We start from the raw sequence: 25,085 nt of genomic DNA on the forward strand, positions 1-25,085 counted from the left end.
ATCAAAGCGGCCAATAAACATAACAGTTTCCAAGATCGCAGTATGGCTACGTTCGCCGCTTGACATCAGCACGTCGCAGGGTCAATTCGATGCGCTCCTCACAACGTTGACGACTGCACTCTGATTTGTCGCTGCCGCTAATTCACAATGCAACATGAATACCTTTGGGTTCAGTGTCGCCCACGGCAATGTCGACTTTCGGGAACCGGCCAAACAATGCAATGTCCAGTATCCTCCTCGGATGCGCCTTTCTCTGACTTGCACATAAGTGACTTGAAGCAGCCCAAACTGAACCTTCTCACCCAAGCATTGCAATTTAGTAAACTCGCAACGAAGCGGCATTTAGACTTTTTCCGCCCAAAAACCGCTTCCAAAACGCGATCCCCCAGACTGACTTGGTAATGTCAGATTCAATGCGGGCGTCACGCGTACCAATGCTGCCCGATTAGTCCGTTGCGAAGCAATAAAACAGACCTGCCCCGCCTGAACGTGGCAGATGTTCCTCTCCGCAACCGCGCGAGCCGTGCGATGAGTTCCAGGACACCATGTTTCGGGCATCGTTGAGACCGATACGGTCATGATGCCCGACAATCGCAGATCCATCCTCGCTGTTCGAAGTCCAGTTACTGCATGTTGTGTCACCGCCTGCCGTAGAGAAGTAACCTGCGGAATCGGAGCCGGTCAGAATGTCATGTTTGTTCGGCTGGCTACCACGCCCATTGACGGGGTTACCGTTTTCGTCGAGCGCTGTCTGTAGACTAATGTTCACGCTGTCGCGGTGCAGTTCTTCAACATTGTTGGCGATGAGCTCTCCATTGGCATTGTACCAGGGGCCTGATCCGATCCGGTCGCGTGCAGAAATGCCATTGGTGATCGTCATCGGGTCGGTGCTGCGGTCAATGGACATTGAAGTGCTCAGATAGGCCGCAAATGTTTTGGAAGAACCGGCCGCGGAAGCGAGTGCATTACAATGGGCATCGGCGCCTTCGAGGCCGCCTAGATTGGCACCGTCCCCCTTGCCCACACTAGTGATGAAAAACGTCATCTCCTCGCCTGCCGATTGCGCCTGTGCCGCCGTTGCGAAACAGCAGATTACGAGTGCAGCAACCCCATGAACAGGTGTTCTTTTGGTGAACTTCGGCATGTGTTTCTCCCTTCGTGCTGTGTAATCACTGATGCTAGTCGTATGTAACCATCGGGTCCGGATGTATGACACTATGGTGCTGGTGCGATTCACTACAGCCGGTTGTGCATGACCGACCCTCTGGCCCTAATCTTTACTACCCTACTCCAGTCTTACGTGTTAAGTACGGTCGCTCACCTGTTCCCAGGATCATTTGTAAAGAGTGACTGAGGGTCGTGACGGAATGACACAAAAAATCGCTCTTTGGTCCATTCCGATATCCATTGCGGTACTGGCCCTAAAACTGTTGGCTTGGTGGCTGACAGGCTCGGTGGCGTTGTTGTCGGACGCAATGGAATCTACCGTGAATGTCGTTGCGGCGTTGCTGGCATACTTCGCAGTTCGCGTTGCAAACAAGCCTCCTGACGAAAACCACCCGTTTGGTCACAAAAAAGCTGAGTATCTTTCCGCCGTCGCCGAGGGCGTACTGATTGTGCTGGCAGCTTTCCTGATCATCAGAGAAGCTGTGCTGGCGCTCCCTAACCCGCATCTTGAGGATGCGCCGCTGCTTGGAATTGCCGTCAATGTCATTGCAACAGGTGTGAATGGCGCATGGGCCTACCTATTGCTCAAAATCGGCCGGCGCGAGGGTTCGCCTGCATTGGAGGCAAGCGCCCGGCACATTTTTACGGATGTCATGACTTCAGTTGGTGTCATAGCAGGTCTGATACTTGCACTTGTCACCGGCTGGCTGATCCTCGACCCGATTCTGGCAATTCTTGTTGCACTGAACATCTTGTGGGAGGGATGGAAAGTTATTCGGGCATCCATCGATGGCCTGATGGATGTGAGCCTTTCAGACCATGACTTGCGGGCTATTTCTAACGCAATCGAAGCAAATCTCGGCGCAGCCTTAGAGTACCACGACCTCAAAGGGCGCAGATCCGCGAATGTCATCTTCGTGGAGTTTCATCTTGTTGTGGACGGCACAATGCCAGTCAGCGCGGCGCATGATATATGCAATGACATCGAGGAAGAATTGGATCGTTTGTATCCGGGTTCCGTCTTTGTCATTCACCTCGAACCTGATGACGAGTTGAAGGGTGACGGGGTTAATTCCCACTAAACTGGTCAAATGGCTCAGCAAAAACTCTATTGGTTTGACTGATCTGACTAAGACGTTCGGCTTGAAATTCGTCAGACCTAAGCCCGATGTGGGAAAGCCGAACCAGAAGTAACCTGTCTCCAACGTCGCGAAGCGTGACGCTTAGAAATGGAGGCGAACATGAAAATTCAAAGAAAGCTGGGTCAACTTCTTAGTACAGCAGCGTTGGCTTCGTTGATTGCGGCTACGCCTTATGTGCCAGCGTTTGATGCCGATGGTCGCCTACATTTTGAACCGTCCTATGCCTTTGCCAAGAGCGGCAAGGGGAAAGACGGGGATGGTCGCGACGATGATCGGGATGATGATCGTAACGACGACAGAGATGATGACCGCGACGACAACTCGGGGTCAGGTAATAGCGGCCGTGGTGGTGACCGGGACGATGATCGTGATGACGATAGAGACGATGATCGCGACGACGACCGAGATGATGATCGTGACGACAATTCGGGATCAGGAAAAAGTGGTCGCGACGACGATGACGATGATGATGATGATGATGATGCCTCCAAACGCTCCAACAAAGGCAGCGGAAAGAAGGATCGGTCTCAAACAGGGGGCAAGCCGTCGGGCTCGGCTGGGATAACAAAGATCGAAACAAACGCTAACGGCATTGAAGTGCGTTACGCCGACGGAACCAAGGAGGAGATCGAAAACGGGCGGTATGAAAGAAAGAATGCTCAGAACCGAACTGTTGAGGAGCGCCCCGCGACTGGTGCTGACGTCTCAAGGCTCCGGTCTTTGGCAAATGGCATCTCAATCGGCAACGTGCGCTCTTCAGGGCAAAGCGGCGCTGCTGGAAGTCGGCCCACGAAAATCGAACGCCAGGGCAACAACATCGAAGTGAACTATGCCAATGGTTGGAAAGAGGAGATCGAGTTTGGGCGCTACGAGTTGAAAGACCCGTACAACCGAACTGTTGTTGAAAGAAACGCAACGGCCTCTGATCGCAGGAGGTTGCAGTCGGTTGCCAACTGAACAGCAACTCCAGTCGATAATCCGTTGGCGGCTTCTTTGAGTGAGGGGCCGTCATCGTCTTCAAAGAGACCGCAGTTAATCTCCCTTGTTCCAAACATCATGCGCAATGAGCGCGGCCTCTACCCGATTTCGCGCATGAAGCTTGGACAGGATTGCCGTCATGTAGTGCTTCACGGTCTTTTCCTGAAGGTCTAACTCATCAGCGATTTCACGATTGCTCAGTCCCTTGGCCACGCGTCGAAGTATTTCTTCCTCACGATGCGTAAGATCATCGAGAATGCTGCTGTTGATAGACATGCCAGTGTCAGCGCTGATTTGAAGCAATACCCGCGAGGCCAAGCCCGGAGAAACGAACCCTTCACCTGCGGCGATGCTGTGTAAGGAAGCGGTCAATTCGCTCGCGGTTACGCCCTTTACAATGTACCCAATCGCGCCCGCCTCCAAGGCGTCCGCGACATCGCTGCTGTTCTCTGAGACCGTTAAGATTGCAATGATGGGCGGATTTGCCATTGCCGCAATTTCACGTGTTGCGCTTATCCCGCCACCGGGCATCGAGAGGTCAAGAATGGCTATGTCCGGCTGATGCGTGACGACCAGCGATACTGCATCTTCCGCGCTGGACCCAGCAGCCAAAACTTCAAAACCATCAGCTTCATCCAGCGTGCGTTGCAAGCCATCCCTGAATATCGGGTGATCATCAGCTATTACGACAGATGTAGTCATGATGTGCCTAACTTTCTGGGAAAGAGTGTCATAGAAATGGTCGTGCCCTCACCCGGTCTCGATGCGACTTCGAACCTGCCGCCAATACTCTCGACCCGATCTCGCAAGCCCATAAGCCCCTGGCCACCATCGTCTCGCAACGCGGCTTCTTCTGACCTGTCAAATCCAGGTCCGTCGTCTTTGACCTTTACAACTATGCGGTCGTTCTGCGCCTCAGAAATAACAGTGCACTTGGAAGCTGGAGCATATCTCGCGGCATTGGAAAGCGTCTCCTGAAGGAAACGAAAAACGCACAGCTTGTCGGACAATGACAACCTTGGGGCCTGGCTACCCAGGAATGAAATATCCGGTCGCAACGGGCTGTGTTCGGCGTGATCCTCTACGGCTCTCTTCACAACATCGGCAAGCGCCAGGTTGTCGATGTCCGGGGCGGACAGCCCTCGCGATATTGCACGAATTTCAACCAGAGATTTTTGCAAAGACTGCTGAATTCCCTCTGCCTCTTTAGGCCTTTCGGACTCTTTGGAAAACGCCGCCTCCAGTCTAAGGGCAGCGAGCGACAGGTATTGTGCAGGACCATCATGCAGCTCGGCACCGAGTTTCTTGAGGAACCGATCTGTTTGCGTGGCATATCTTTCTGACGCCTCGACCACACGCGACCGCAGCAGTGCATTCTGCTCAGCCATCCTTTCACTTTCTGTCAAGCGCTGTTTAAGAAGAGTCCCCTGTCGTCGAATTGTTTTGTCGCCAATTGCGACGATGGAATACAAGACAATCGTACTTGCAAGAAATGCGGAACCGACGACCAACCAACTCGTTCGCCTGGCCTTGGCTAAGTCTAACTCCAGCTGGTCAGCTCTTTCGTAGAACTCCGCGACCGCGATGATTTCGCCGGACCAGAGTTCGCGGATAGGGCTGTAAACTTCAAGTAGTGGTATCCCCAGTGCTGCCTCGGCAGCGCTTTCGGCATGATCAAGCTCTTCAAAAGAGCCGGAGATATTTCCACCCCATGCTCGTTTCAGATCATCCGTTGGATTGAAACGGTTTCCTATGATGTCTGTATCCGAGGCATGTGCAATCACGCCGCCTTGCTTCCAGAATTTGTAGGAAACAATGCGGTCACGCATTGGCTGGCTCATGAAAATCTCGTCCAGCGCTAGGCTCGCCTGCTCGGAAAGGCGGTAGCCATGTGCCAATTCCTGGCTGAGCGGGGATACTACGCTTTCCATATACAGCGCCGCGGAGTTGGCGGAGTTTTGCACGACTGCGTTCTGGATTCGATTAGACACCCAGACCCCGACGATTGCGGTAGCAGTACCCATCACGAAAATGCTGGCCGCAAGAAAGACTCGCGACAACGACCAATTTCCAATCGTCAGGTCAGTTACTTTGGCTCTCATCGTGAAATCGACTATGAACTACAATCTGTTATCGCACCACGGACCTTGGTCTGACGTGATCTGGCTAAATCTCGGATACTGAGCTTCTGCCCAGTGGCCGGAGTCAGATATCATCCATCGTTCTCAGTCTTTGCAGCATCGGGCAGTGAACGTTACCGCTATCACAATTGGCCGTAAGCTCACTCAAGGCGTGCTCCAGTTGTCTGAGCTCATCAATCTTGCTTCGAACGCTGGCAATGTGTGCCTCGGCCAATTCTTTCACTGACCGGCAATCTTCAGCACTTCCTTCTGACAGCTCTAAAAGCACCTTTGCGTCAGATAGAGGAAACCCCAGGTCGCGGCACTTCTTCAAAAATCGAAGTCTTCCCACATCGTTTGCTGAATAGAGGCGACGATTGTTCAGAGCTCGTGCGGGTCCTGGTACGATACCTTCGCGTTCGTAGTAGCGGATAGTTTCTATGCCGACCCCGCTTTGCCGGGAAGCCTCACCAATCGCAATCATGTGAAGTGCCTCCACTTGATCCTGTAGTTACTACAGGAGTTATACGCTCTGAATGCCGGTGCCTCAACACAATCAAATAGAGTACCTCGGGAGCAAAAGATGAAGAAATATTTGAGCCTCAGCTACTTGGGATCGGTTTCAGCTCTGGGGGTCGCGACATGCTGTGTTCTTCCAATGGCCATGATGTTGCTCGGCTTGGGTGGCAGTTGGTTGGCGATATTCGGAAAAATAGCGGCAGCAAGCTACTATGTTCTCGCCATCTCAACAGCGCTGGTCGCGGTTTCGTTGTTCGTAGCGCATCGAAACGGGACGTTGGCAAATCTGAAATGGTGGCTTGTCGGAAGCACGGCGACTACCGCGTTGGCATGGGTCATCGTGTTCAATGAGGCTCAAATCAACGATTATCTAATCATGCAGATGTGAGACAATGACAAAACAAACTGTGGTGCTGAATAGCATTTTGACCTGCCCTCGGTGTGGGCACGTTGAAACCGAGAAAATGCCAACTGAATCGTGCCAGTGGTTTTATGAATGCAAGTCATGCAAGGCAGTCTTGAAACCGTTAGAAGGCGATTGCTGTGTTTTTTGTTCCTACGCAACTGTCCCGTGCCCGCCAATTCAGTTAGGTGATTGCTGTTGTGGATGAGCGGGCCGCAACCGCAATATCCGACAAAGATGTTGAGTGTCTTAATTGGCTCGTCCGCCAAAGTTTGCAATGTCTGCTTTCTGCGCTAAGCCGGAATTGCAAAGTCTTGAGTTCAATGTCTGCTTTGGGCTGAGGCTGTGTGAAAACTCCGGCCCACGAGCTCTCTCGTCGCGCTCGTTTTGAGCGCCTGAGCAAAAGCTCTCTCAGAAGTGCGAGAGAATGCACATAGAAGGTGTTTTCGGCGTATTTCGCCAGACTGTCAGAGTTTTCACACAGCCTCGGCTGCGAGCGGTCTATCGCACCATTTCAGAAATCGCCGGCACTGACCCTTTTTAGACCTGCTTTGGGGCGAGTTTGTTCCACTCATCCGCGCTCATGCTTTTTCGCGCTAGCCCATCCTCTGACGCGAACTGAGCTGCTTTGACGAGGAGAAAGGCCACCGTGATGGCGTCTACCTCGCAGCGTTTCTCGAATTCTTCGGTAGTTTCATTGGGCCTTTCTTCTGACATTCCCATTCCCCTCTGTATCTGACGCTTTCGGGTAATTGGCTCACTTTGCATAATACTTCGTCGCCCTAAGAAAGCCAGTTCTCGGGCGTGCGAGCGCTTCTTCAGGAGAGGCTCTAATTCTGCAAACAACCTCGTCCTCCAGCGCAAGTGATTTGCAACGGTGTTGAAGGGCGGGAGATCGGCTCTGATACTCCTCATTGTTCGTTTTGATGGGCGTCATCTGGCGACACATCCCGCTCATTTTCAGACGTTGCCATTCTCCCGAACAGCCAACTCGGCGATTTTTCGAACCAGATACCAAACGCTGCTGCGGCGCGCGTGACCCTTGATCCAGCCGGTGACATTCTTGACCAGGATATCGAGATGCGGGGCTTCGTCTTCGAATACTCTGACTTTGTAGTCGGAGATATCCGCAAGCCCGGACATGTTTCCTGCACGGGCTTCCGCGATTGGGGTACGGTTTACGTAAACAACAACTCTTAGCATTTTCGCCTTTCCTATTTTGTGGTGTCTGCATGCTTGGGTCCTCGTGGATCCGTCCTAGTTCCACGAGTGGGTTTTGGTCTTTTGATGCAGAAGGCCGCGCACCAGCCGTCTCAAAACCCGCACTGATCGGTGCCGTCCATAGGTACTCACCAAAGCTTCAACATCGCCGAGATCCAGCCGAAAGAACTCAGGCCTCAACCCAAACTCAGCAGCGAATTCGCTCACCAGGCTTTGAATGATCGCAGGCAGTTGTTCTTGGGTCGGGGGCGGGATTTCATAGATTGTGCAGCGGCTGAGAAGAGGGGCAGGAACGCCATTCAGATCATTTGCGGTCAGAATCCAACTCACGTGCGAGGCGTCAACGTCAGCAGCCAAGTATTTCTCTCGATATCGTCTGGCCTCAGAGGGCTCGAGCAACGCAAGAAGTTCGCCGGTGATATCTCCGTTTCGACTCGCGTGCGTCTTGTCGATTTCGTCGAGAATGATCGCTGGATTAAGGAGGCGTGCCGTTGCAACGGCCTCCGTCACGATCCCAGCATGCGCAGAACTCCAACCCACCGAAAGTCCAAACAAATGGTTCTCCGACTTGCCGCCGACATTTGCGCTCTGTGCGTAAAGGCCGAGAGCTTTACATGCTGCCTTTGCAAAAGCCGTTTTGCCGACGCCGGGCTCACCAACCAGTAGGGTGGGTTGGATATGGAGGATGTCAGATCCGATGCTCCATCGGCACTCAATATCATGGACCATCCCCTCGATGACGAAGTTGCAATGAGGGAACCTGTGGGAAACTTCACGAAGTTCGTTCAACTCATCAAGTGAGGCCAGCCGGGCAAATTGGTTGCTCCAGGTTGTGAGCTGTTTGATATGTTCCGGCATCTCTTTTCTGAGTGTGCGCGGCAGGTACTCAAAGTCCACCTTGTCCAGAAGATACCGGGCAGCAGTGGTCTTCTCACCCTCTGCACGAGAAGCTTCCATGCTCATATCGGCTGTATGACGTTCGGAGATGAGGCCCATGACCTCTTTCCAGCGCTTCAGGCTCGTCATCTGTTCCACCGTGTCTTGGGCAAAGACCGCCAGAGCAGGATCGATTTCCCTCAAACGGTTAATTTCCGTCTGCCGCCAGTTGTCAGGCTCATCGCTAAATTTTGCGGTTTCTTCAGATCGATTATTGATCACCTTGAGAAGCTCTTCAGAACTGGCTCTTTCCAAAATCATTTGCTTCACGATTTCCCAGGACGCACGGGAGTTGGCTGCTCTCAAAACAGGGCGGAGGATGTCTGCCTCGTCATGGCAGAAGCCAGCCAGCGCAAAAATCTCATCTTCTTCCCAGGTTGTTTCACTCATCGGGTCACCAACCTTTCGCCACACAGGCGGGGCATCGGTGACCCGATGCGCCCCAGGCAATTTGGCCGACATAGCCGCAGCTCCGACATTGAAGCACATCTCGCTTGGCACGAGTATTTAAACGCACTGTGGGAAAGGTCTCCATCCGCTCAGTGGCCGCCTCGTGCGCGTGCCAACAGCATAAATTGACGTGCCAAGCAGCAATGACTTGAGTTGTGGAGGCGTTGCCGCACCGCTCGCAAGACATCTCTGCTTCCTGCACGGCTTGCTGCAACCGCAGTTGAATGAATGTGTCTTCCTGCACGCCGTCTAGGTAGATCCGAAGCGAGCCGAATTTTTGCTTGATCTGTCCGACCGTGAGATAGCTTTCCTCTCGCTGATCGCAGTGCTTCTTGATCGCTTCAAAACACTCAGTGACAATCCGAACCCAGCCCAGATTGTCTTTTCCCAGATGCTTCTCAACGGAGCCGCGGATGTCATCGTAGTCGAAGGTGTCAGTCATCCGTCAGATCCCCGGTTCCAGGGGGCTCGGACTCTTGCGCTGAAGCGATTTCCTCCAGCGCAGCAATGAGACGATGCAGGCCTTTTTCTGTCTCTGCCGCCACCGTCGATTTGAGAGCGGAGAAGTGTTCGTCCGGTAAGTCGAACAGGCATTCAGCGACGTTTTGATGCCTGATACTTTCAGGGTCGAATTCGTGAAAAGGGAATACCAACCGCAGAATGGCATCTGGAGGAAGAAGGCGCTTATCTTCCTTCCCATCGTCTGAGTACATGCGACCTGTATCGCCATGGAACAGAAGCGTTTCTTTCAGCTCACCAGTCTCGATGCGCGTTTTGACTTCAGATAGAAGCTCGTCGTTGGCGTAGAGCTTCAGGCGTCTTCTCAGATCTTCATTTGTTTTGGGGTCTTGTGACATGGAATGCCTCCAAAGAATGGTAGGAGGCGTCGGAATCGAACCGACTCGTGCACTCTGATCTGGAGCTATCACAGGGGTATAAGCCCCGCCCGCATACCAATGCTGCCTCCCGCGTGTTTCGCGTGGGCTATCGACCTCAGGTCGATATTCGCTGGCAGTGGATGCGTGTGTTGGTCATGCGGTGAAGCTGAACCAGCGCGGGCCGTCGTGTCAAGATGAAGTGAGCAATACATCGTGGTTTACCGCGTAGTTCCGGGAACTTTCTATCATGGGTTGTGTGAATTGCTGCCTCCCGACCGTATCAGGCAAGTATATTTCGCCACTCAAGGTGAGAATCGGTCGGTGATTCTGATCTAATGAAGAGCGCCCGAACGTTCTGTTTCTCGGTCGGCGCAACCGGGGTTTATGTATTCGCGTCTTCGCTGACACCGCTGGAGAGTGGTTCTTGTTTTATCGAACGTAGTGCGACGGGTTCCATGATCGGCGTGGAACCCGCCCAGATCTCACCAGTCTTTTTTCACGCAGCAGGGGCACCTCCGCCTGTCATCGGAACGGTCAATATGTCCAACATAACCGCAAACAGCACAGGTAAGGTGCTCGGCTGCGTCCGTTCGGCGGAAATAGCGGCGTTTGTGCTCGTTGAACCGTCTGGCAGCTTCTTCATGTGCACACCAACAGCATAACGTCATGATCCAGCTCTCTAAAATCTGAGGGCGTGCCGCGTTCCCGCATCGCTCGCAGCTCTGGTTTGCCCTATTGATAGTAGCTGCGACCCAGCTGCGGATGCGTTCATCCTCAGATGCCTTGCTGAAGTAGATCCGGAGCTCGCCGAATTTTTCTTTGATCTGGAGAATCTTTGGATAGTCGATCCCAATCTCGTCACTGCGTGCTTTGATCTGCTCAAAAAGCTCGGTCACGATCCCTGACCAACCCAGTGGGGTCTCACCCAATTCGTGTTCAACGCTTGTTTTAATATCGTCGTAGTCGACCACATTGATGGTGGCTTCGGTTTCGGACATGCCGCGTCCTCCTGGAATTCCGCCGGTAGGGGGTCAGCTCCGATTGGGTTCCGGCAGCACTTCGCTGGACAAAATGGTCTTTGCTTGGAGTGTCAACTTCAAGTTGTAGTATCTATTACTACAGGAAAGTCGCGTTTCTTTGTGCCGGATTTGCAACTGCTTCTCGTCGCGCATGACCTCAGGGAATTTTGGCTCGGTCGTGGGGTTTTCTCCTAGAGCGCATGCTTCCCATGCTTGCCTTGTTCCAACCGTGCGATCTCGGCTTTCAACAGCGCGATCCTCTGCGACGTCTGATGTTCCGCAATCAGATCGAGAAACATCTTAGTCTTGCCGCCGTGCTTCATGCCATAGCGCTCGTAGACCATCGCATTAAACACATCCAGCTTCGCCTTCGGAATCCGGAACTGGATGTGTTCATATTGTTCAATCGCTGTTTTTGTCATCGAATCCACCTTTATTGTCTGGTCGGTCATTTCAAACCTTTGTATTTTTTAGAGAGTTCAGAAAGGGTCAGTTTCAGGGATAAGCCAAGTTCCCGCTGCAACAGTCTTTGCTGGAAAAATGGCTTGATGAGATTGCTTTTCCTTGCAATTGCCAAGCAGTATCAAGGCATTGCTAACAACGAATACTTGATCGAACGGAAGCTACAACTTGACTACACCAAATGAACTTGGTCCCCACAACGCAATTTGGCTCGGCGACGGTGAGTGGATTAGCTGGGATGAGATCAACTGGCAGATTCAGTGCAAGGAATGGCGAGCAAGGTATCCGAACGCCCGGCTCTCACTCGTGCCTATTTTCGAGCAACTATTGGATGCTGCTGCCGCGTATTATGATGCCACCGGCAGCCATCTTCAGGTCTACGGTGACATCGGTGAGCTTTATGGCGCCATTACCTACGGCCTTGAACTTCATAGGAACTACGCACAGGGGTCAGACGGCCGCATGGGCAATGATTTCGTTGAGGTAAAGACGATTACACCATTCAAGAATAGAGACGAGGTCGTCGTCAACATGGATGGGAACTTCAGCAAACTGCTGGTGGTTCGTATTAACGAAGACTTTGACCTGTCTCACAAACTTGTCGACCGCAAGGACATACCCAAGCGAAAGGGGAAAGTCATAGTTAAATGGGCTGACATGTAATCAGGTATGCAAGGAGTCACTATCCTTTCCTTGTGGTAAGTGACAACACAGAGTTAGCCAATGAACGCGGATTCTAGGGGGTGCAGATCATCTGATTTACTACCTTTGACCAGTCTGCGAGTTCCTCCAAGATCCGGTTCGAAGTTTGTTCGTTTGGGGGCACCACGAAGCTCATGAAATTACTTAAATATCAAAGCGTTAGAGCGCTGTCGCTAGATTCGAAGGTGACACAAGAGGTGACGTTATGCCTCTAGTCATCGCTGAACTTGGAGCGATCATGATCTTAGTAAAGCACGTAACGCGGAAGAAAGAGGGTAGTGTTAACCAAGTCCTAAACGGTCACGGTCGTGAGAACGAGGTGAACCTCTTTTTGGATGTCTGCGTGCAACAGCTGCCATCGACATATTTAATCCGAAATGATCGACCATCGCCGTCCAAGCCAATTTCCAGCAGCTTCTGGCACGGGCCGCCAAAATATTCAGAACAGTTTCTTTTTTGATGCACCCAGTGACGTTTCGATAGGGGCAGGCGCTACGGGCTGTTCAGCTCAACTCGATGGTATTGCCGAAAAAATAGATGCTGGAAGGTTTCGTTATACTTTGTATGAACTCCACCCAATCTTCTCCGTAAACCTGCTCGAAAGATTCCGGGTAGGCCCAGACTGCATTGTGGTAGGTAAATGTGGTCAGCAAAACACCTAGCGTGCAGGCGCTGGCAAATTCCTTTTGCTTACCTTTGAAAAGCATCGAAACAAACAGACCAGCCATGCTTGCAAGACCAATTCCGACAATGTCTTGCGCGCCGGGTTGCCCACTTCCGGGCACGTTAACCAGCTGAGACTGAAAATAGCGTGTCAGAAATACTGCAATGGCACCTAGGAAAAAGGCTCCGATGAAAGAACCTGGGTATGCCAATCGTACCCAGATGCTGTCTGTTCTGCCAGGAGTGGCTTTGCTGGCGGCAACTTCGGCGCGCTGATTGATGCTTGAAACGCGGTCCTGAAAGGACTTTTGTTCTTTCTGCATAATAATACTCAGGGACCTTGATGAATCATCTCAATCAAACACCCCTCGGAGTAGCGAAGCTGTAATGAGCGTGCAGCCCAGGCGCGTGTGATCCTGTTCTGAGTAGAGCTTGCGCATCATTTTGGGAAATCACATGAGGTTGCGTAGCAAGCGTGTGGGTCGGCAACAAGCTGCGTGCTTCTTGGCCCACGCAAGCATTTGCAGCCGGGATGTTTGCCGGTTCTCTTGGCGGCAAGCAACTTGCGGCTTTTCAATCACTTTGGTTGGCAGTATGAGTTTCGGAGGTCACCCGCTTTACAGCTTTGGTGGCGCGCGGATGTGGCGAAACTGGTAAACGCAAGGGACTTAAAATCCCTCGCCCTAGGGCTTGCGGGTTCGATCCCCGCCATCCGCACCAATTTTTACTGAAATGAGATGGTGCCAGATTGCCTTTGCCCGAGATTACAGCCGGCTTGGCAGGCAATGCGGCGACTGTTCAGTAAGATGGATGGAAGCTGAAGCGGGCTTTTGAGTACGGTTCTATTGATGTGTGATCAGACCGGGAAACCAAGTTGGTTGATCAGGCGCCAGATATCACGGTTTGCATTCGACAATTGCGCTACGATGCTTTCGATTTCCTGAATGGCCTTTTCATCAACCGTGTCTTCACGCCCCAGCTTAATATCGGTCTTTCGGTCCGCAATGCGCATCAGGATGGTCTTGGGGTTCCCGCTGTCAGCATCAAAGGAATAGATGCAATGGTTATACCTGTTCCGAATGGACGACAGTTTGGCCAGCCGTCGCGTGTGGGCCAGGATCGGATCGCGAATTTCGGCAGGGCGGCCTTCCATCTTGGCAAGACGTTCAACCAGATCGATCCGGGCGCGCGTCGTGTTGAGCGTCAAGAAGATGATAACGGCGACGTCCTTGTTGGTGCCGCTCAGCCCGGCAATCAGGTGGATCAACAGGCTTTCTGTGTTGGTCCACATGTAGTTCAGTTTGCCGACCAGCAAGATTAAGCGGTCAAAGCGGGTTTCCAGCGTCTCAGTCAATGGTTTGTCCGTGCGCTTCATCGGACGCCACTTCGAAATAGAACTGTGCTGCCGCGGTCCGGTTGCTTACACCGATCTTGCCGGCAACATTGTGCATGTGCAGCTTTACCGTGTGCTCAGTGATGCCGAGGTTCGACGCGATGATCTTGTTGCTTTGCCCTTTCGAGACAAGGTGCAGAACCTGTTTTTCCCGCCGCGTCAGCCGGGAATAGATCGGATTAGGTTTCTTTGGATTTTGCTCTGGCTTTGCGGGTGTTTCACGCAGCAAGCGGGGTTTGTTCTGATTTTGCAGATTTGACACGCAATCAGCCATAAAGCACGGCAGATACAATTCCTCATGCATCAGCAGGCGCAGAATGGACCGCCACACATCCGGTGCAACATTCATGGGAAGATAGCCGACATCCCCGAACTGCCCCCGATCCCAGTTTTCGAACAGAAAACGGGCCGAGTCCTCTTTGCGGTACGCAAAGGCCAAACAACCTGATCCGGTTGCTTCGGTATAGACCTGCGGGCGGGCCAGCAAATCGTCTAACATAATCTGATCGACAACAACAACTTTGCCAGCCGCGGCAACCGGGGCGCCGGAAGTTTTCAAGTCGGCGATGTCGTCATACCGATGAGCGGCCACACCGAATTCGGATTGAACGCTTCGCAGTGTCTGGTTGGAAAAGAAGAGTTCCTTGCCGATGAAATTAATCGAGAAATCTTCGGTACTAACATCAAGTTGGGCAATATTATCCTGTAACGGATTGCTCATTATTTCCCCCTATAAACCCACGCCACAAAATCGGTGACGAAATCGTAAACAACAATCGGAACACAAATTAACGGCAAATTAGCCGACAGTCCTGACCGACTATACCTGAAAGTCTAATTTTCTTCAATAATTCGTATCGCCCTGCCAATTGGGACTAGAACTATTGATTAAGTTCGCCATGGCCGTTCTCGTAAAAGTAGAGAAAAATTATGGATTTAACCGAGTGGTCGAATTTCCGCCGCATTTTCGTGTATTTGCGCGTTAATTTTGGGTTAATTTTTAAAATTTTAAATTAAATCAGCATCTTGCCATATCTAATGCTTTAGGGCAGCTATTCAGGCAGCCTTCCCGCTGCAACCATGTCCCTGCTTCAATTTGAGAAGCTTGGTTCCTGACGTGTCCGCGATTCGTGAATTTGCACGAATCTTGATTATCGCGGACAGCGCATCGGCTTAGCCGGGAAAGGAAGGTGGTGAACGAATCAACCAAATGAAACCGCTTCATGCGCGTATTGCGCCTGAATGCTCAAATTTTTGTTTCAACTGCGCCAGTAGCCGTTTTGTAGATGAATGACGGTCGGGCGCTTAAAAAGTGGAATTTTGAAATGAGACGCAACCATCAACAACCCGTCAATGATATTACAGCCATCGGCGAAGTAGAAGTCGATGAAGCATATGTTCATGTCGAAGCAGACGTGACCGTTGAAGAAGCAGAAATTGACGCGAACAATAATGAGCAAAGTCAGGGTCAGGACCAAGGCCAGGACCAGGATCAGGGTCAGGATCAAGACCAGGGGCAGGATCAGGGTCAGGAACAGGGTCAGGAACAGACTGCAGACGCGGACCAGCAACAAGGTCAGGACCAAGGTCAGGATCAGGACCAAACTCAAACCAACGGTGACAACACCAACGATAACTCCAACTCTGTAAACATCGACTTTGGTGAGGAAGGTCTCCGCCCCAATGACGATGATCTGGTTGATGTCGATGTGTATGAAGGTGGCTCGGTCGAGGACATCATCACGGTCGGAAACGACTTTAACTACGATCCGGGCGACGACATGAACCTGGATATTTCGTTGGACGGTCAAGGCAACGACATGCTGGCCATCAACAACCAGTTGGCCGAACTGAATGACGATGACCACCTGGGCGCGGCACGTGTGTCGAATGACGGTGGTACCTTCGAACAGCACGGTGATGCCCATGGTGGCGAAGCCAACGCTGCTGAAGGTATTGCATCGCACGCAGACGGCGGTGACTCCGGTGACGGTGGATCAACTGACGGCGGCAATGCAATGTCGTACACCAAAGGCGCATCTGCCTATGCCGGTGGTGGCGATGCGGGTGATGCTGACGCCGACGCAGATGCCGGAAACGGCGGCGACTCGGGTGATGCAACGACCTTGGGTCTGAACGTTGGTAAAGGCTACGCAAGCGCTGACGGTTCCGGTGACGGTGGCGACAGCGGCGATGCAAGTGCCGACTCGAGCGCCGACAATCAAGGTGACTCGGACGCGTCGGATGCGGACAGTGACGGTGGTGACGGTGGTAATGCCGGATCGATCGGTCTGGGTCTGGGTGTTGGTCTTTCAGGCGCTGGCAATGACGGCGACTCAACCGGCGGTGACAATGACTCCGATGCTGACGCTGACCAAGACAGCGATGCAGACGTCGATTCCTCGACTGGAGACGCAGACGGCGGCGACAGCGGTGCTGGCAACTTGGGTCTGGGCCTTGCAGGTAGTCTTGCGGGCAGCCTTGCCGGTAGCGACGCCAGCGGCGACGGTGGCAACAGTGACGGTGGCAATGCCAATGGCGGCGACGGTAGCAATAACGACGCAACTGGCGGCGCGGGTACCGGTGGTGCCGGTGGTGCTGGCAGCCCTGACGACGACTTCGAAGCTCCGTCAAATGGTGGCGGTGCCGGTGGACCTGGAACTGGCGGCAACGCGTTGAACGAGAACATCACCGGTGGCGGAACTGGCGGTAATGGAGCCGGTGGTTCAGGTGACGGTGGTGACGCGGATGCGGACGCAGATGCGACTGCGGATGCTCAAGGTGTCGGTAACCAGGATGCGGATTCCGCGGGCGGTGCCGGTGGGTCCAACAATTCCGATGGTTCGGCAGATGCTAGCGGATCCGCTGACGCGATGGCCGACGGCGTCGGTGGCGGCGGCGGAGCACTGGATCTGGATGCAACTTCGGATGCCAGCGGTTCTGGGTCTGTAGACGCTGACAACGACGCTGGTGATGGCGCAGCTTCCAGCCTTTGGGCGGTTGCGGACACTGACGGATCCGCTGACGCGATGGCTGACGCAATCTCTGGCTATGGCGGCGCAGGCAGCTCCGACAACGATGCAACGGCTACCGGATACGGTACATCGGACGGTACGTCCACGTCGGGCATCGGTGGCGGCGGCGGTGCTGCACAAGCCATGGGTGGCCAAGGCGGTAACTCGCACGGCTTCGTCGATATTGGTGACACCAAAGGTGGCATGCAGCAAGGCGGCGACGCATCGGGTGCGAACTCGGGCGCAGGTGGTGCCGGTGGCAACGCTGGTGACTGGGGCTCGGGCAACGGTGGCGATGGCATCGTCAACGGTGAGTCGCACGCATCGGCCGCAGCGGTCGTCGATACTTCGGCGTTCAACCAGTCGATCGTCATGGGTGCCAACGTTCTTGGTAACTCGGTCGATACGACCATGGTTGGCGGCAACATGTCGTCCAGCTACTCCAGCGACGACACCGACGTTTAATCGGAATCAGAGCCCGCTTTGGCGGGCTCTGACCTCTTAAAAACTGCCGGGGGCGCATTATGCGGCCTCGGCCCAACTTAACCTAAACCGGAAATTTCAGGCCGGGGAGGGGAAAGGAAACTAAAATGGCACTCGACAGTATTACGGAACAAATTGCACATTTTGTTGGCACTTTTGAACTTACGACCGAACAGGCCCGTTGGCGTGATTTTTATGAAGAATTTACTGCTCTGCGTAAGAAAGCAGAACTTGAGGGTCTCGAAGATCCGGCCCGCATCAATGTCAAAGCCAATCTGAAAATGGATCCGGGCGATTACGGCCCGGTGCCTTACAAGTTTGGACCCGCACAAGATGATGTCCCCCCACCAACGGAAAATTCTGGTCTGATTGATGGTGCTGATGGGGCACCCGGCCCTGCGATCGGTCCGGATGCCATCTTGCCCGAAGATGCGCCGGGATTCAGCTCGTTTGTGCAGATGAACATCATTCTGGAGCCCGAATACATCACCGAGCTGATTGGATCAGCGGTCACCTACACGGTGCAGAAAATCCATCTGATCGACAACGATGTCGTGGGCGAAGGTGACTTCCGCGATGTCGAGGCCCTGATGGCGCAAGCCGACGCGCTGCAAAGCGCGGCACTGTCCTTGCATGCCATATCGACCCCATCGATCCACATCCAGGACTATCAGTCCGGTGAGGCTGTCGAACAACTCATCGAACAAATGCAATCGCCCATTAATCTTGAGATTGAAGGCGTAACGGTACATCAGTTCCACGGCGAGGATGCCTCGGGCATCATCGTGAATGGCGAGTATGTCGATGAAATTCCGGACTTTTTGAAGCTGCTGCCGGAACATCACAAGGAAGATTCGGAGGACGAAGACGCCGAGGACGAGTTGGCCGAGGCATTGCCGGCCGAATGGGATCAATCCGAAGACCCCGAATTTGAAGACGGTCATTCGGTGGTCGCAGGTGGCAACTATGCCGTCAACGAGGTCGCGGTATCAGTTGGCTGGGTCGATGCGCCCAACATCGTGGTCGGTGGGCAGGCGATCAACCTGACCGCTGTCAGCCAGGTCGCTGTCGTCTCTGATGTCGACCAAGGTGCGCCGGGTGCGCAAAGCGACACGCATGTTGTCCAGTCTTCAAACATCGCGACCGAAGCCAACGAGGCATCATGGGTGGAACACAATGTCTCGGATAATCCCGATCAGGACCCGATTGTCATGATCGACTGGATTTCCGGTGATCTGCTGGTGACCAATTTCATTGAGCAGCTTATCGACGCCACGGATATTGACCACATCAATACGGAAATCTCAGCTTCGTCCACAGCCTATACGCTGGGCGATAATGATATGGCTAATGTGACCAACATCATTCAGCTGGGCAGCTACTATGATGTGATCATTATTGGCGGCGATATGGTCTCGATCGACGTTGTGAACCAGACCATCGTTTTGTTGGACAATGATGTGGTTCACGGCGCAAGCCCGACGGATGCCGAAGACAATCTTGTAATGAACCAGGTATCGTTGACGACCGAAGGGGAAGACACCCACGAAGAGTTAAGCGACAATCTGGCCAGCACGGTATCTTTGCAAGAGGTGGATACCGATGCACTGGAAGACGCGTTGTTGAACGATCCGATGTTTGCCGGAACAGAAGTGGTGCGGGTTCTCAAGATCGAAGGTGACCTGCTGCAGATCAACGTCATTGACCAGGTCACCATGTTGCAGGATGACGACGATGTTTACGTCGAAAACTCAAGCGGAGAAGGGGTTTCCGCGCTGGGTGCGGGCAACGCGCTATTGAATTCGGCCAACGTGACCAAAATGGGAATCGACTCTGTCGTGATGGCGCAAGAGGGCGAATATTCGGATGTGATGTTGCATCAGGCCAGCCTTATCGACAGTCCAGAAGAGGAAAATGCCGAGCTTGTCAACGAAGCGATCGCGATGTTGCTGGAGGATGTAGACGGGCCGGGCAATTCGGAAAACGCCCCAGGCCAGAGCAATCTGACGTCCTCAGAAGCGGCTGCCATCGACGACGGCCTGCAATCTATGCTAGCGTAGTAACCCTGTTTGTTACGAGTGTTTTGAAAGTTTTAACATGTCGATTGTTTTTCCGTCGCGCCCGAGACGATACGCCAGTCCGTTGGATCGTAACGCTGGTGCCGTTTCCAAGCCGCCAAGTGCGAGCAAATCAGATTTGAAACGGAAAAAAGTTCTCGGATTGCGCTTGAGCGAAGATTTACGCGTTAGTAATCCGCCAGACGGTGAACGGGAGGCAGTCGCCAAAAGCGATGCGAGCGCCGGCAAAACCGTGAAAGCTGATCCTGAACATCACGAAGTGAAAGAGGAACCGCACCTGCGCGCCGGACCTTCCCCCCGGCGCAAGCAGCCGCAGCCTGCCGAAGACAATGACCAACAGGGCAGCGGTGATGGGGTGGCCGATGTCGAGGGCCCCGATCCTGAACCCGTCAATAAAACGAGCGACCGTACACCCCCCGCGTCGCGCTCGAGTGGCGGTGATCGCATGGGCACCACTATCGAGGCCAAAGCGAACGAGCCAATGCTGCGCAGTAGTTCTGGCGGCGGCGATGGCAAGGGGCCACCCCAAACATTTCACAAGCGAACGCCGCCTGAAGATTTTCAGGCGACGTTGCGCACTTCGTTACGCGCGATCTATCGCAATCTGGCTTTTGTGCTGGTTCTGACCTGTGCAACGAATGTTCTGATTTTGGCGATCCCGATCTATCTGTTCCAGATCAGTGACCGCGTCCTGACTAGCCGGTCGTTGGACACGCTGATCATGTTGACCGCCATTGTCGCCGGGGCAGTGATTTTCCAATCCGCCTTCGATGCGGTGCGGCGGTTCATGCTGATGCGCACCGCGGTTGAGGTGGCAGCCCGTCTGGGTGCCCCGGTTCTCAGCGCTGCGGCGCATGCGTCGCTGCATGGCTCTGGGCGGGAATACCAAACACTGGGTGATTTGCAGCAAGTGCGCAGCTTTTTGGTCTCGGGGACGCTAATTTCCTTCCTGGACGTGCCCTTCGCACCATTGTTCATCCTGATGATCTTTTTGGTTCACCCGCAGCTTGGGATGATCGTGATCGTTACGGCGGTTTTGCTGATGACAATTGCATTCATCAACCAGCGTATGACGGCCAAACCCTTTGCCGAAGCCAACAAGGCGCAGTCCATGGCCAACATGCATCTGGATTCGATGTCGCGAAATAGTCAGATCATCAACGCTCTGGCAATGATCCCCGAGGCCGTGCGCATCTGGGGACGCGACACCGCACAATCCCTGACATGGCAGGTCCGCGCGCAGGACCGGAATGTGATTTTCGCGGCCATTTCGCGGGCGGTGCGTTTGCTGACGCAGATCGGCATTCTGGGTTGGGGCGCGTTTCTGGCTTTGCAGGGTGAGATCACCGGCGGCATGGTCATTGCGGCCTCAATTATCGCGGGCCGCGCTTTCGCGCCGATCGAGGGTTCGATCGAAGGCTGGAACGGCTTCCTTCTGACACGCGGAGCCTATGGCCGGATCAATCAATTGCTATCCAACTCGGCCCTGCAATTCGAAAAGCTGCGCTTGCCGCGCCCCGAGGGTCGGCTGGACGTGGAACGCCTTCTCTATGTGCCTGGCGGCACCAAGCGTGTTGTGCTGAACGGGATCAGTTTCTCGCTGAACCCGGGCGAAACTCTGGCCATCATCGGCAACTCGGGTGCGGGCAAGACCACGCTGGGCAAAACGCTGGTTGGGTCAATCCTGCCCACATCCGGCAGCGTCCGGCTGGACCTGATGGATATTCGCAACTGGGATCCGCGTCAGTTTGGCGAAAGCATCGGCTATCTTCCGCAGGACGTGCAATTGTTCCCCGGTACGATCAAAGACAATATCGGCCGGATGCGGGACGACGCGACCGACGAACAAATCCACGACGCCGCCGTTCTCGCCGATGTACACAACATGATCGCCACGTTACCGCAAGGCTATGAAACCGTGGTGGCTGCGGATGGGTCACCCTTGTCAGGTGGTCAGAAACAGCGCATCGCACTGGCACGGGCCTTCTTTGGCAATCCGCGCATGGTGGTTCTGGACGAGCCGAACTCGAACCTGGACGTTGCTGGCGACAGGGCCCTTGCCCGGGCCATCGAACAGGCACGGGAAAGTAAGATTACCGTCGTAGTGATCACGCAGAAACCAACGCTGCTGAACGTGGTCGACAAGATCATGCTGCTGACGGATGGCCGTGTGGCGCTGTTTGGTCATCGCGAACAGGTTCTGCAACAACTGAACGGGCCGCGTAATAATCAGCCCGGCATTCAAAACAAATAAGGGGGGTGCGACATGAATGAACTGGTACCCGTGAACAACGATCCCAATGATCCGACCGTCTGGTATGCCGAAGTTCCACGCTCGATCAATCGTCTGGTTGTAATTGGGCTTACCATGCTTGTCGTTTGCTTTGGCGGTTTTGGCGTCTGGTCGTTCAGTGCACCGCTGGCCGCTGCTGTGATCGCACAAGGTAGTTTTGTCGCGACAGGTCGCAACAAGATCGTGCAGCACCTTGAAGGCGGTATCATCGAGGAAATCCAGGTTGTTGAAGGTCAGGCCATCAAAGCCGGGCAAGTGATGATGACGCTGGATCAGACCTCGGCCGAAGCCAATGAGCGTGAATTGTTCATCCGTAAAATCCGCCTGCAGGCCATGTCAGATCGTCTGAATGCCGAGTACAATGAACTGCAGCGGCTGGAGTTCTCGCCTGACCTTATTGCCAATTCAGAAGATACAGAAGTTCTGTCCATTCTCGATGGGCAAAAGATCACTTTTGATCTGTCCCGCAAGACGCTGTTGAACGACATCGCTCTGCTCGAACGCAACATGGAAGCTCTGAGAATTCGCTCCAGCGGGTTCAATGCACAGTTGGACAGCATGGTGCGGCGCTCGGAAATCCTGCAGGAAGAACTCGAAACCAAGCAGGCGCTGTTCGAAAAAGGCCTGGTGCGCAAAGGTGAGCTGAACACGATCCGTCGGGTTCAGGCCGAAGCGGAAGGGCAACAAGCACGGCTGCAGGCCGAAGCGGCTGAGATCAGCCAGATGCTGTTGAAATACGAAGAACAGATTACCCGCACCCGTGCTGCCTATCGTGAGGCCGCGCTGGATGAGTTGGGCGTGATCGAAGCCGATCTGGAAAGTGTCCGTGAAAAAGCTCGCCAGGCCCGCAGCGTTCTGGACCGCGCCGTTGTGCGGGCTCCGGTATCCGGCACAGTGGTGCGACTGCACTATCATACGCCGGGTGGTGTGATCGAAACCGGTGAACCCATTGCTGAGATTCTACCCGCAGACGCTCCGCTGATCATCGAAGCGCAAATTCCGCGCACCGAGATCGACAGTGTCGTGACAGGGCAGGACGCCACCGTGCGTCTGGTCGCCCTGAATCAGAGGACAACACCGGTGCTGCAAGGGCAGGTGTTCTATCTGTCTGCGGACTCGGTGATCGAGGATTCAACCGGAGCCCCGCAAGAGGTCTATCTGGCCCGCATTTCACTGGAACCAGAAGAGATTGAACGCGTGCGCGGCTTTATCCCAACACCGGGTATGCCCGCCGAGATCATGATCCAGACCGAAGAGCGGACCTTTGCGGCCTATATCGCGAAACCTGTGACGGACAGCATGTCGCGCGCATTCCGCGAACAATAACAGGGGCGGTCTACACCTTCCATTTTTCGCATGTTAGCCTTCGATGATATTCACCGGAGGATTACTGATGCCATTGACAGTAAAAGCCATGATGGAGGCCGCAAATGCGGTCGTCGAACGTGTAGACACCGATTTTGCCCAACAGGTCATGGAACAGGGCGGGTTGCTTCTGGATGTGCGCGATGCCGTTGAATTGCAGCAGACGGGCCGGGCCAATGGTGCCCACCACATCCCGCGCAGCATGCTGGAATTTCGCGCCGATGATAGCTTGCAATCTCACGACCCCGAGCTTCGGAAAAATCGCCCCATCGTTCTTTATTGCGCCGCTGGTGGCCGCGCCGCTTTGGCCGGTAAGCTGCTGAAAGACATGGGATATGAGCAGGTCTACAATCTTGGCGGATTGCCCGATTGGATTAATGGTGGGGGTGAGGTGTCGTCCTAAAGGATCAGGCGTTCAGAAACGCCCTAACGGCGGCTTCGAATTCGCGCGGTTTTTCGGCGTGCAGCCAGTGGCCTGCACCGGGGATTTTGGCAAACCTCGCGGCCGGGAATAGCGTGCGGATCAGGTCACGGTGTTCAGGCAGGACATAGTCAGAATCGCCGCCCGAAAGAAACAGGGTCGGACCATCCCAGGTTGCGTCCAGCTGCGGAAAACCCATGATTTTGGGCATCTCGGCGGCCAGAACATCCAGGTTCAGTAGCCAGCGTTGCCCCTGAACATCCAGCGACTGCGTGAAAAAGCTTTGAAGCGCTTTTTCTACACCCAGTTCGGCCAATTGCTGTGACGCATCCGAACGTCGCTCGACTTTTGACAGGTCAACGGCGCGCATCGCCTCGATGAACTGGATCTGGCTATGAGAATAGGTGACTGGCGCGATGTCGGCGACCACCAGTTTGCGCAGCAGTTCGCCGTGTTGCAGCGCCAGCGTCATCGCTGCCTTGCCGCCCATCGAATGGCCCACCACGTCGGCTTTGCCGCCAAAATGCGCGATCACTTCGGCCAGATCATTGGCAAGGTCGCCATAGCTGTGCTGCTCGGTCCACATGCTGTACGCGTGGTTGCGCATATCAACGGCCACGACCTGCCGCTCATCGGCCAGCCGTCTGGCAATTACGCCCCAGTTCCGGGCCGAGCCGTACAGCCCATGCGCAATCAGCAAAGGGGGGTTCGCGGTCGGTTCACCATGTATGATCGTGTTCAGCATGAAGTCGTGATACCCGCCGTGAATAGAAACGACCAGCCCCATTGTCGCCTTCGCAAGAGGCGGTTAGATTGGCGGGCTTGGAGGCTTCGTCATGTCGGAAAAAACAGATATCCAAACCCAGATCGCGCAGACGGTTCAGTTGCTGCGCAAAAAGTTGGGGGTGCGGGACAAGACGCTGACGGCTTCGATCCGCAAGGCCAAGCGACAACTGCCCCGGCGGATTTACAAACAGGCCTTGCTGTTGGCCAGTGCCGAGCCGATGGCGGCACATCCAAAGCTGCGGCTGGTTCTGGATACCCCGAAACTTGCTCGTGCGTCAGAAGAGGTTCAGGCGCATCTCAGCGGTATCAATCGCGCCGACCGGCGGCTGGGCTGGTTCCTGGGGATGCTGGGAGGACTGGCGTTCAACCTGATCGCTTTAACGATTCTGTTGCTTGTCTTCTTGTGGTGGCAGGGTTTTATCTGATCCGTATGGAAAACGGCGCCTCAAAGGCGCCGTTCAAGTATTTGATTTTCGACCTGATTACAGGTTCGGATAGAGTGGGAATTTGGCGCAGAGGTCTGCGACCTCGGCTTTGACCTTGGCTTCGACGGCGCTGTTGCCGTCTTCGCCATTGGCGGCCAGCCCGTCGA

General features: G+C 54.1%; 26 protein-coding genes and 2 tRNA genes. 12 read left to right on the forward strand and 16 right to left on the reverse strand.

Features of this window, described 5'->3' with window-relative positions:
- Positions 1–445: 445 nt before the first annotated feature.
- The gene (locus ACR0B8_RS19040; RefSeq protein ID WP_217353269.1) at positions 446–1,144 is read right to left on the reverse strand and encodes a hypothetical protein; all 699 of its coding nucleotides are present in this window, start codon (positions 1,142–1,144) and stop codon (positions 446–448) included.
- Positions 1,145–1,367: 223 nt separating this feature from the next.
- Between ACR0B8_RS19040 and ACR0B8_RS19045 the strand changes: the two genes are divergently transcribed.
- Together ACR0B8_RS19045 and ACR0B8_RS19050 are read left to right on the forward strand one after the other, a co-directional pair.
- The gene (locus ACR0B8_RS19045; protein ID WP_226689768.1) at positions 1,368–2,249 is read left to right on the forward strand and encodes a cation diffusion facilitator family transporter; all 882 of its coding nucleotides are present in this window, start codon (positions 1,368–1,370) and stop codon (positions 2,247–2,249) included.
- Between the two features lie 159 nt (positions 2,250–2,408).
- Positions 2,409–3,266: a hypothetical protein gene (locus ACR0B8_RS19050; protein ID WP_174820553.1), complete on the forward strand. Its 858-nt coding sequence runs from the start codon at positions 2,409–2,411 to the stop codon at positions 3,264–3,266.
- A 75-nt stretch (positions 3,267–3,341) separates the two neighbouring features.
- Here the strand turns inward: ACR0B8_RS19050 and ACR0B8_RS19055 are convergent, their stop codons facing one another.
- The 3 genes from ACR0B8_RS19055 to ACR0B8_RS19065 form a co-directional block, all read right to left on the reverse strand.
- Positions 3,342–3,989: a response regulator gene (locus tag ACR0B8_RS19055; RefSeq protein ID WP_226689766.1), complete on the reverse strand. Its 648-nt coding sequence runs from the start codon at positions 3,987–3,989 to the stop codon at positions 3,342–3,344.
- Complete coding sequence (locus ACR0B8_RS19060; RefSeq protein WP_170351306.1) at positions 3,986–5,389, reverse strand: sensor histidine kinase; 1,404 nt, start codon at positions 5,387–5,389, stop codon at positions 3,986–3,988. Before ACR0B8_RS19060 ends, ACR0B8_RS19055 begins: the two co-directional genes overlap by 4 nt.
- Before the next feature lie 103 nt (positions 5,390–5,492).
- The gene (locus tag ACR0B8_RS19065) at positions 5,493–5,891 is read right to left on the reverse strand and encodes a MerR family transcriptional regulator (protein WP_170351305.1); all 399 of its coding nucleotides are present in this window, start codon (positions 5,889–5,891) and stop codon (positions 5,493–5,495) included.
- A 99-nt stretch (positions 5,892–5,990) separates the two neighbouring features.
- On the opposite strand from ACR0B8_RS19065, the gene ACR0B8_RS19070 reads away from it, so the two are divergent.
- Both ACR0B8_RS19070 and ACR0B8_RS19075 read left to right on the forward strand, forming a co-directional pair.
- Entirely contained in the window at positions 5,991–6,314 is a 324-nt protein-coding gene (locus tag ACR0B8_RS19070; protein WP_170351304.1) for a hypothetical protein, read from the forward strand.
- 4 nt (positions 6,315–6,318) lie between these two features.
- The gene (locus tag ACR0B8_RS19075; RefSeq protein ID WP_226689765.1) at positions 6,319–6,537 is read left to right on the forward strand and encodes a GDCCVxC domain-containing (seleno)protein; all 219 of its coding nucleotides are present in this window, start codon (positions 6,319–6,321) and stop codon (positions 6,535–6,537) included.
- A 332-nt stretch (positions 6,538–6,869) separates the two neighbouring features.
- Here ACR0B8_RS19075 and ACR0B8_RS19080 read toward each other — a convergent pair whose 3' ends face one another.
- From ACR0B8_RS19080 to ACR0B8_RS19115, 8 genes are all read right to left on the reverse strand, one after another.
- Positions 6,870–7,046, reverse strand: coding sequence for a hypothetical protein (locus ACR0B8_RS19080; protein WP_170351303.1), 177 nt, complete (start codon positions 7,044–7,046; stop codon positions 6,870–6,872).
- Between the two features lie 243 nt (positions 7,047–7,289).
- The gene (locus ACR0B8_RS19085) at positions 7,290–7,532 is read right to left on the reverse strand and encodes a hypothetical protein (protein ID WP_170351302.1); all 243 of its coding nucleotides are present in this window, start codon (positions 7,530–7,532) and stop codon (positions 7,290–7,292) included.
- A 54-nt stretch (positions 7,533–7,586) separates the two neighbouring features.
- The gene (locus ACR0B8_RS19090) at positions 7,587–8,876 is read right to left on the reverse strand and encodes an AAA family ATPase (protein WP_226689764.1); all 1,290 of its coding nucleotides are present in this window, start codon (positions 8,874–8,876) and stop codon (positions 7,587–7,589) included.
- A 4-nt stretch (positions 8,877–8,880) separates the two neighbouring features.
- Positions 8,881–9,378 carry a hypothetical protein gene (locus ACR0B8_RS19095; protein ID WP_226689763.1) on the reverse strand — a complete coding sequence of 166 codons (498 nt, stop codon included), beginning with the start codon at positions 9,376–9,378 and terminating at the stop codon, positions 8,881–8,883.
- A complete protein-coding gene (locus ACR0B8_RS19100) occupies positions 9,371–9,793 on the reverse strand; it encodes a hypothetical protein (RefSeq protein ID WP_226689762.1) in 423 nt (140 codons plus the stop codon). The genes ACR0B8_RS19095 and ACR0B8_RS19100 overlap by 8 nt, the downstream gene beginning before the upstream one ends.
- A gap of 17 nt (positions 9,794–9,810) precedes the next feature.
- Positions 9,811–9,904: transfer RNA gene (locus ACR0B8_RS19105), tRNA-Ile, on the reverse strand.
- Positions 9,905–10,296: 392 nt separating this feature from the next.
- Positions 10,297–10,812: a hypothetical protein gene (locus tag ACR0B8_RS19110; protein WP_170533628.1), complete on the reverse strand. Its 516-nt coding sequence runs from the start codon at positions 10,810–10,812 to the stop codon at positions 10,297–10,299.
- Between the two features lie 212 nt (positions 10,813–11,024).
- Positions 11,025–11,255 (reverse strand): hypothetical protein, encoded by a 231-nt coding sequence (locus tag ACR0B8_RS19115; protein WP_170351296.1) that lies wholly within the window; start codon positions 11,253–11,255, stop codon positions 11,025–11,027.
- Between the two features lie 208 nt (positions 11,256–11,463).
- Between ACR0B8_RS19115 and ACR0B8_RS19120 the strand changes: the two genes are divergently transcribed.
- Complete coding sequence (locus tag ACR0B8_RS19120; protein WP_170351295.1) at positions 11,464–11,958, forward strand: hypothetical protein; 495 nt, start codon at positions 11,464–11,466, stop codon at positions 11,956–11,958.
- A 542-nt stretch (positions 11,959–12,500) separates the two neighbouring features.
- On the opposite strand, the gene ACR0B8_RS19125 is transcribed toward ACR0B8_RS19120, so the two are convergent.
- Positions 12,501–12,983, reverse strand: coding sequence for a hypothetical protein (locus ACR0B8_RS19125; RefSeq protein WP_170362578.1), 483 nt, complete (start codon positions 12,981–12,983; stop codon positions 12,501–12,503).
- Positions 12,984–13,295: 312 nt separating this feature from the next.
- On the opposite strand from ACR0B8_RS19125, the gene ACR0B8_RS19130 reads away from it, so the two are divergent.
- A tRNA-Leu gene (locus ACR0B8_RS19130) sits at positions 13,296–13,380 on the forward strand.
- A 136-nt stretch (positions 13,381–13,516) separates the two neighbouring features.
- Here the strand turns inward: ACR0B8_RS19130 and ACR0B8_RS19135 are convergent.
- Complete coding sequence (locus tag ACR0B8_RS19135; RefSeq protein ID WP_480659272.1) at positions 13,517–14,014, reverse strand: hypothetical protein; 498 nt, start codon at positions 14,012–14,014, stop codon at positions 13,517–13,519.
- Positions 14,007–14,774 (reverse strand): helix-turn-helix domain-containing protein, encoded by a 768-nt coding sequence (locus ACR0B8_RS19140; RefSeq protein ID WP_170351288.1) that lies wholly within the window; start codon positions 14,772–14,774, stop codon positions 14,007–14,009. Before ACR0B8_RS19140 ends, ACR0B8_RS19135 begins: the two co-directional genes overlap by 8 nt.
- Before the next feature lie 604 nt (positions 14,775–15,378).
- On the opposite strand from ACR0B8_RS19140, the gene ACR0B8_RS19145 reads away from it, so the two are divergent.
- From ACR0B8_RS19145 to ACR0B8_RS19165, 5 genes are all read left to right on the forward strand, one after another.
- Entirely contained in the window at positions 15,379–17,532 is a 2,154-nt protein-coding gene (locus tag ACR0B8_RS19145; protein WP_170362580.1) for a hypothetical protein, read from the forward strand.
- Between the two features lie 125 nt (positions 17,533–17,657).
- Positions 17,658–19,610 (forward strand): type I secretion protein, encoded by a 1,953-nt coding sequence (locus ACR0B8_RS19150; protein WP_170362581.1) that lies wholly within the window; start codon positions 17,658–17,660, stop codon positions 19,608–19,610.
- A 166-nt stretch (positions 19,611–19,776) separates the two neighbouring features.
- On the forward strand, positions 19,777–21,882 hold the full coding sequence (locus ACR0B8_RS19155; protein WP_480659270.1) for a type I secretion system permease/ATPase: 2,106 nt from the start codon (positions 19,777–19,779) through the stop codon (positions 21,880–21,882).
- Positions 21,883–21,894: 12 nt separating this feature from the next.
- The gene (locus ACR0B8_RS19160; RefSeq protein WP_170351284.1) at positions 21,895–23,247 is read left to right on the forward strand and encodes an HlyD family type I secretion periplasmic adaptor subunit; all 1,353 of its coding nucleotides are present in this window, start codon (positions 21,895–21,897) and stop codon (positions 23,245–23,247) included.
- Positions 23,248–23,314: 67 nt separating this feature from the next.
- Complete coding sequence (locus tag ACR0B8_RS19165) at positions 23,315–23,689, forward strand: rhodanese-like domain-containing protein (protein ID WP_170362583.1); 375 nt, start codon at positions 23,315–23,317, stop codon at positions 23,687–23,689.
- 4 nt (positions 23,690–23,693) lie between these two features.
- On the opposite strand, the gene ACR0B8_RS19170 is transcribed toward ACR0B8_RS19165, so the two are convergent.
- Positions 23,694–24,494, reverse strand: coding sequence for an alpha/beta fold hydrolase (locus ACR0B8_RS19170; protein ID WP_413247496.1), 801 nt, complete (start codon positions 24,492–24,494; stop codon positions 23,694–23,696).
- 49 nt (positions 24,495–24,543) lie between these two features.
- On the opposite strand from ACR0B8_RS19170, the gene ACR0B8_RS19175 reads away from it, so the two are divergent.
- The gene (locus ACR0B8_RS19175) at positions 24,544–24,918 is read left to right on the forward strand and encodes a hypothetical protein (protein ID WP_170362584.1); all 375 of its coding nucleotides are present in this window, start codon (positions 24,544–24,546) and stop codon (positions 24,916–24,918) included.
- Positions 24,919–25,085 lie beyond the last annotated feature (167 nt).

This window comes from Ruegeria sp. BH6, from assembly GCF_056538105.1.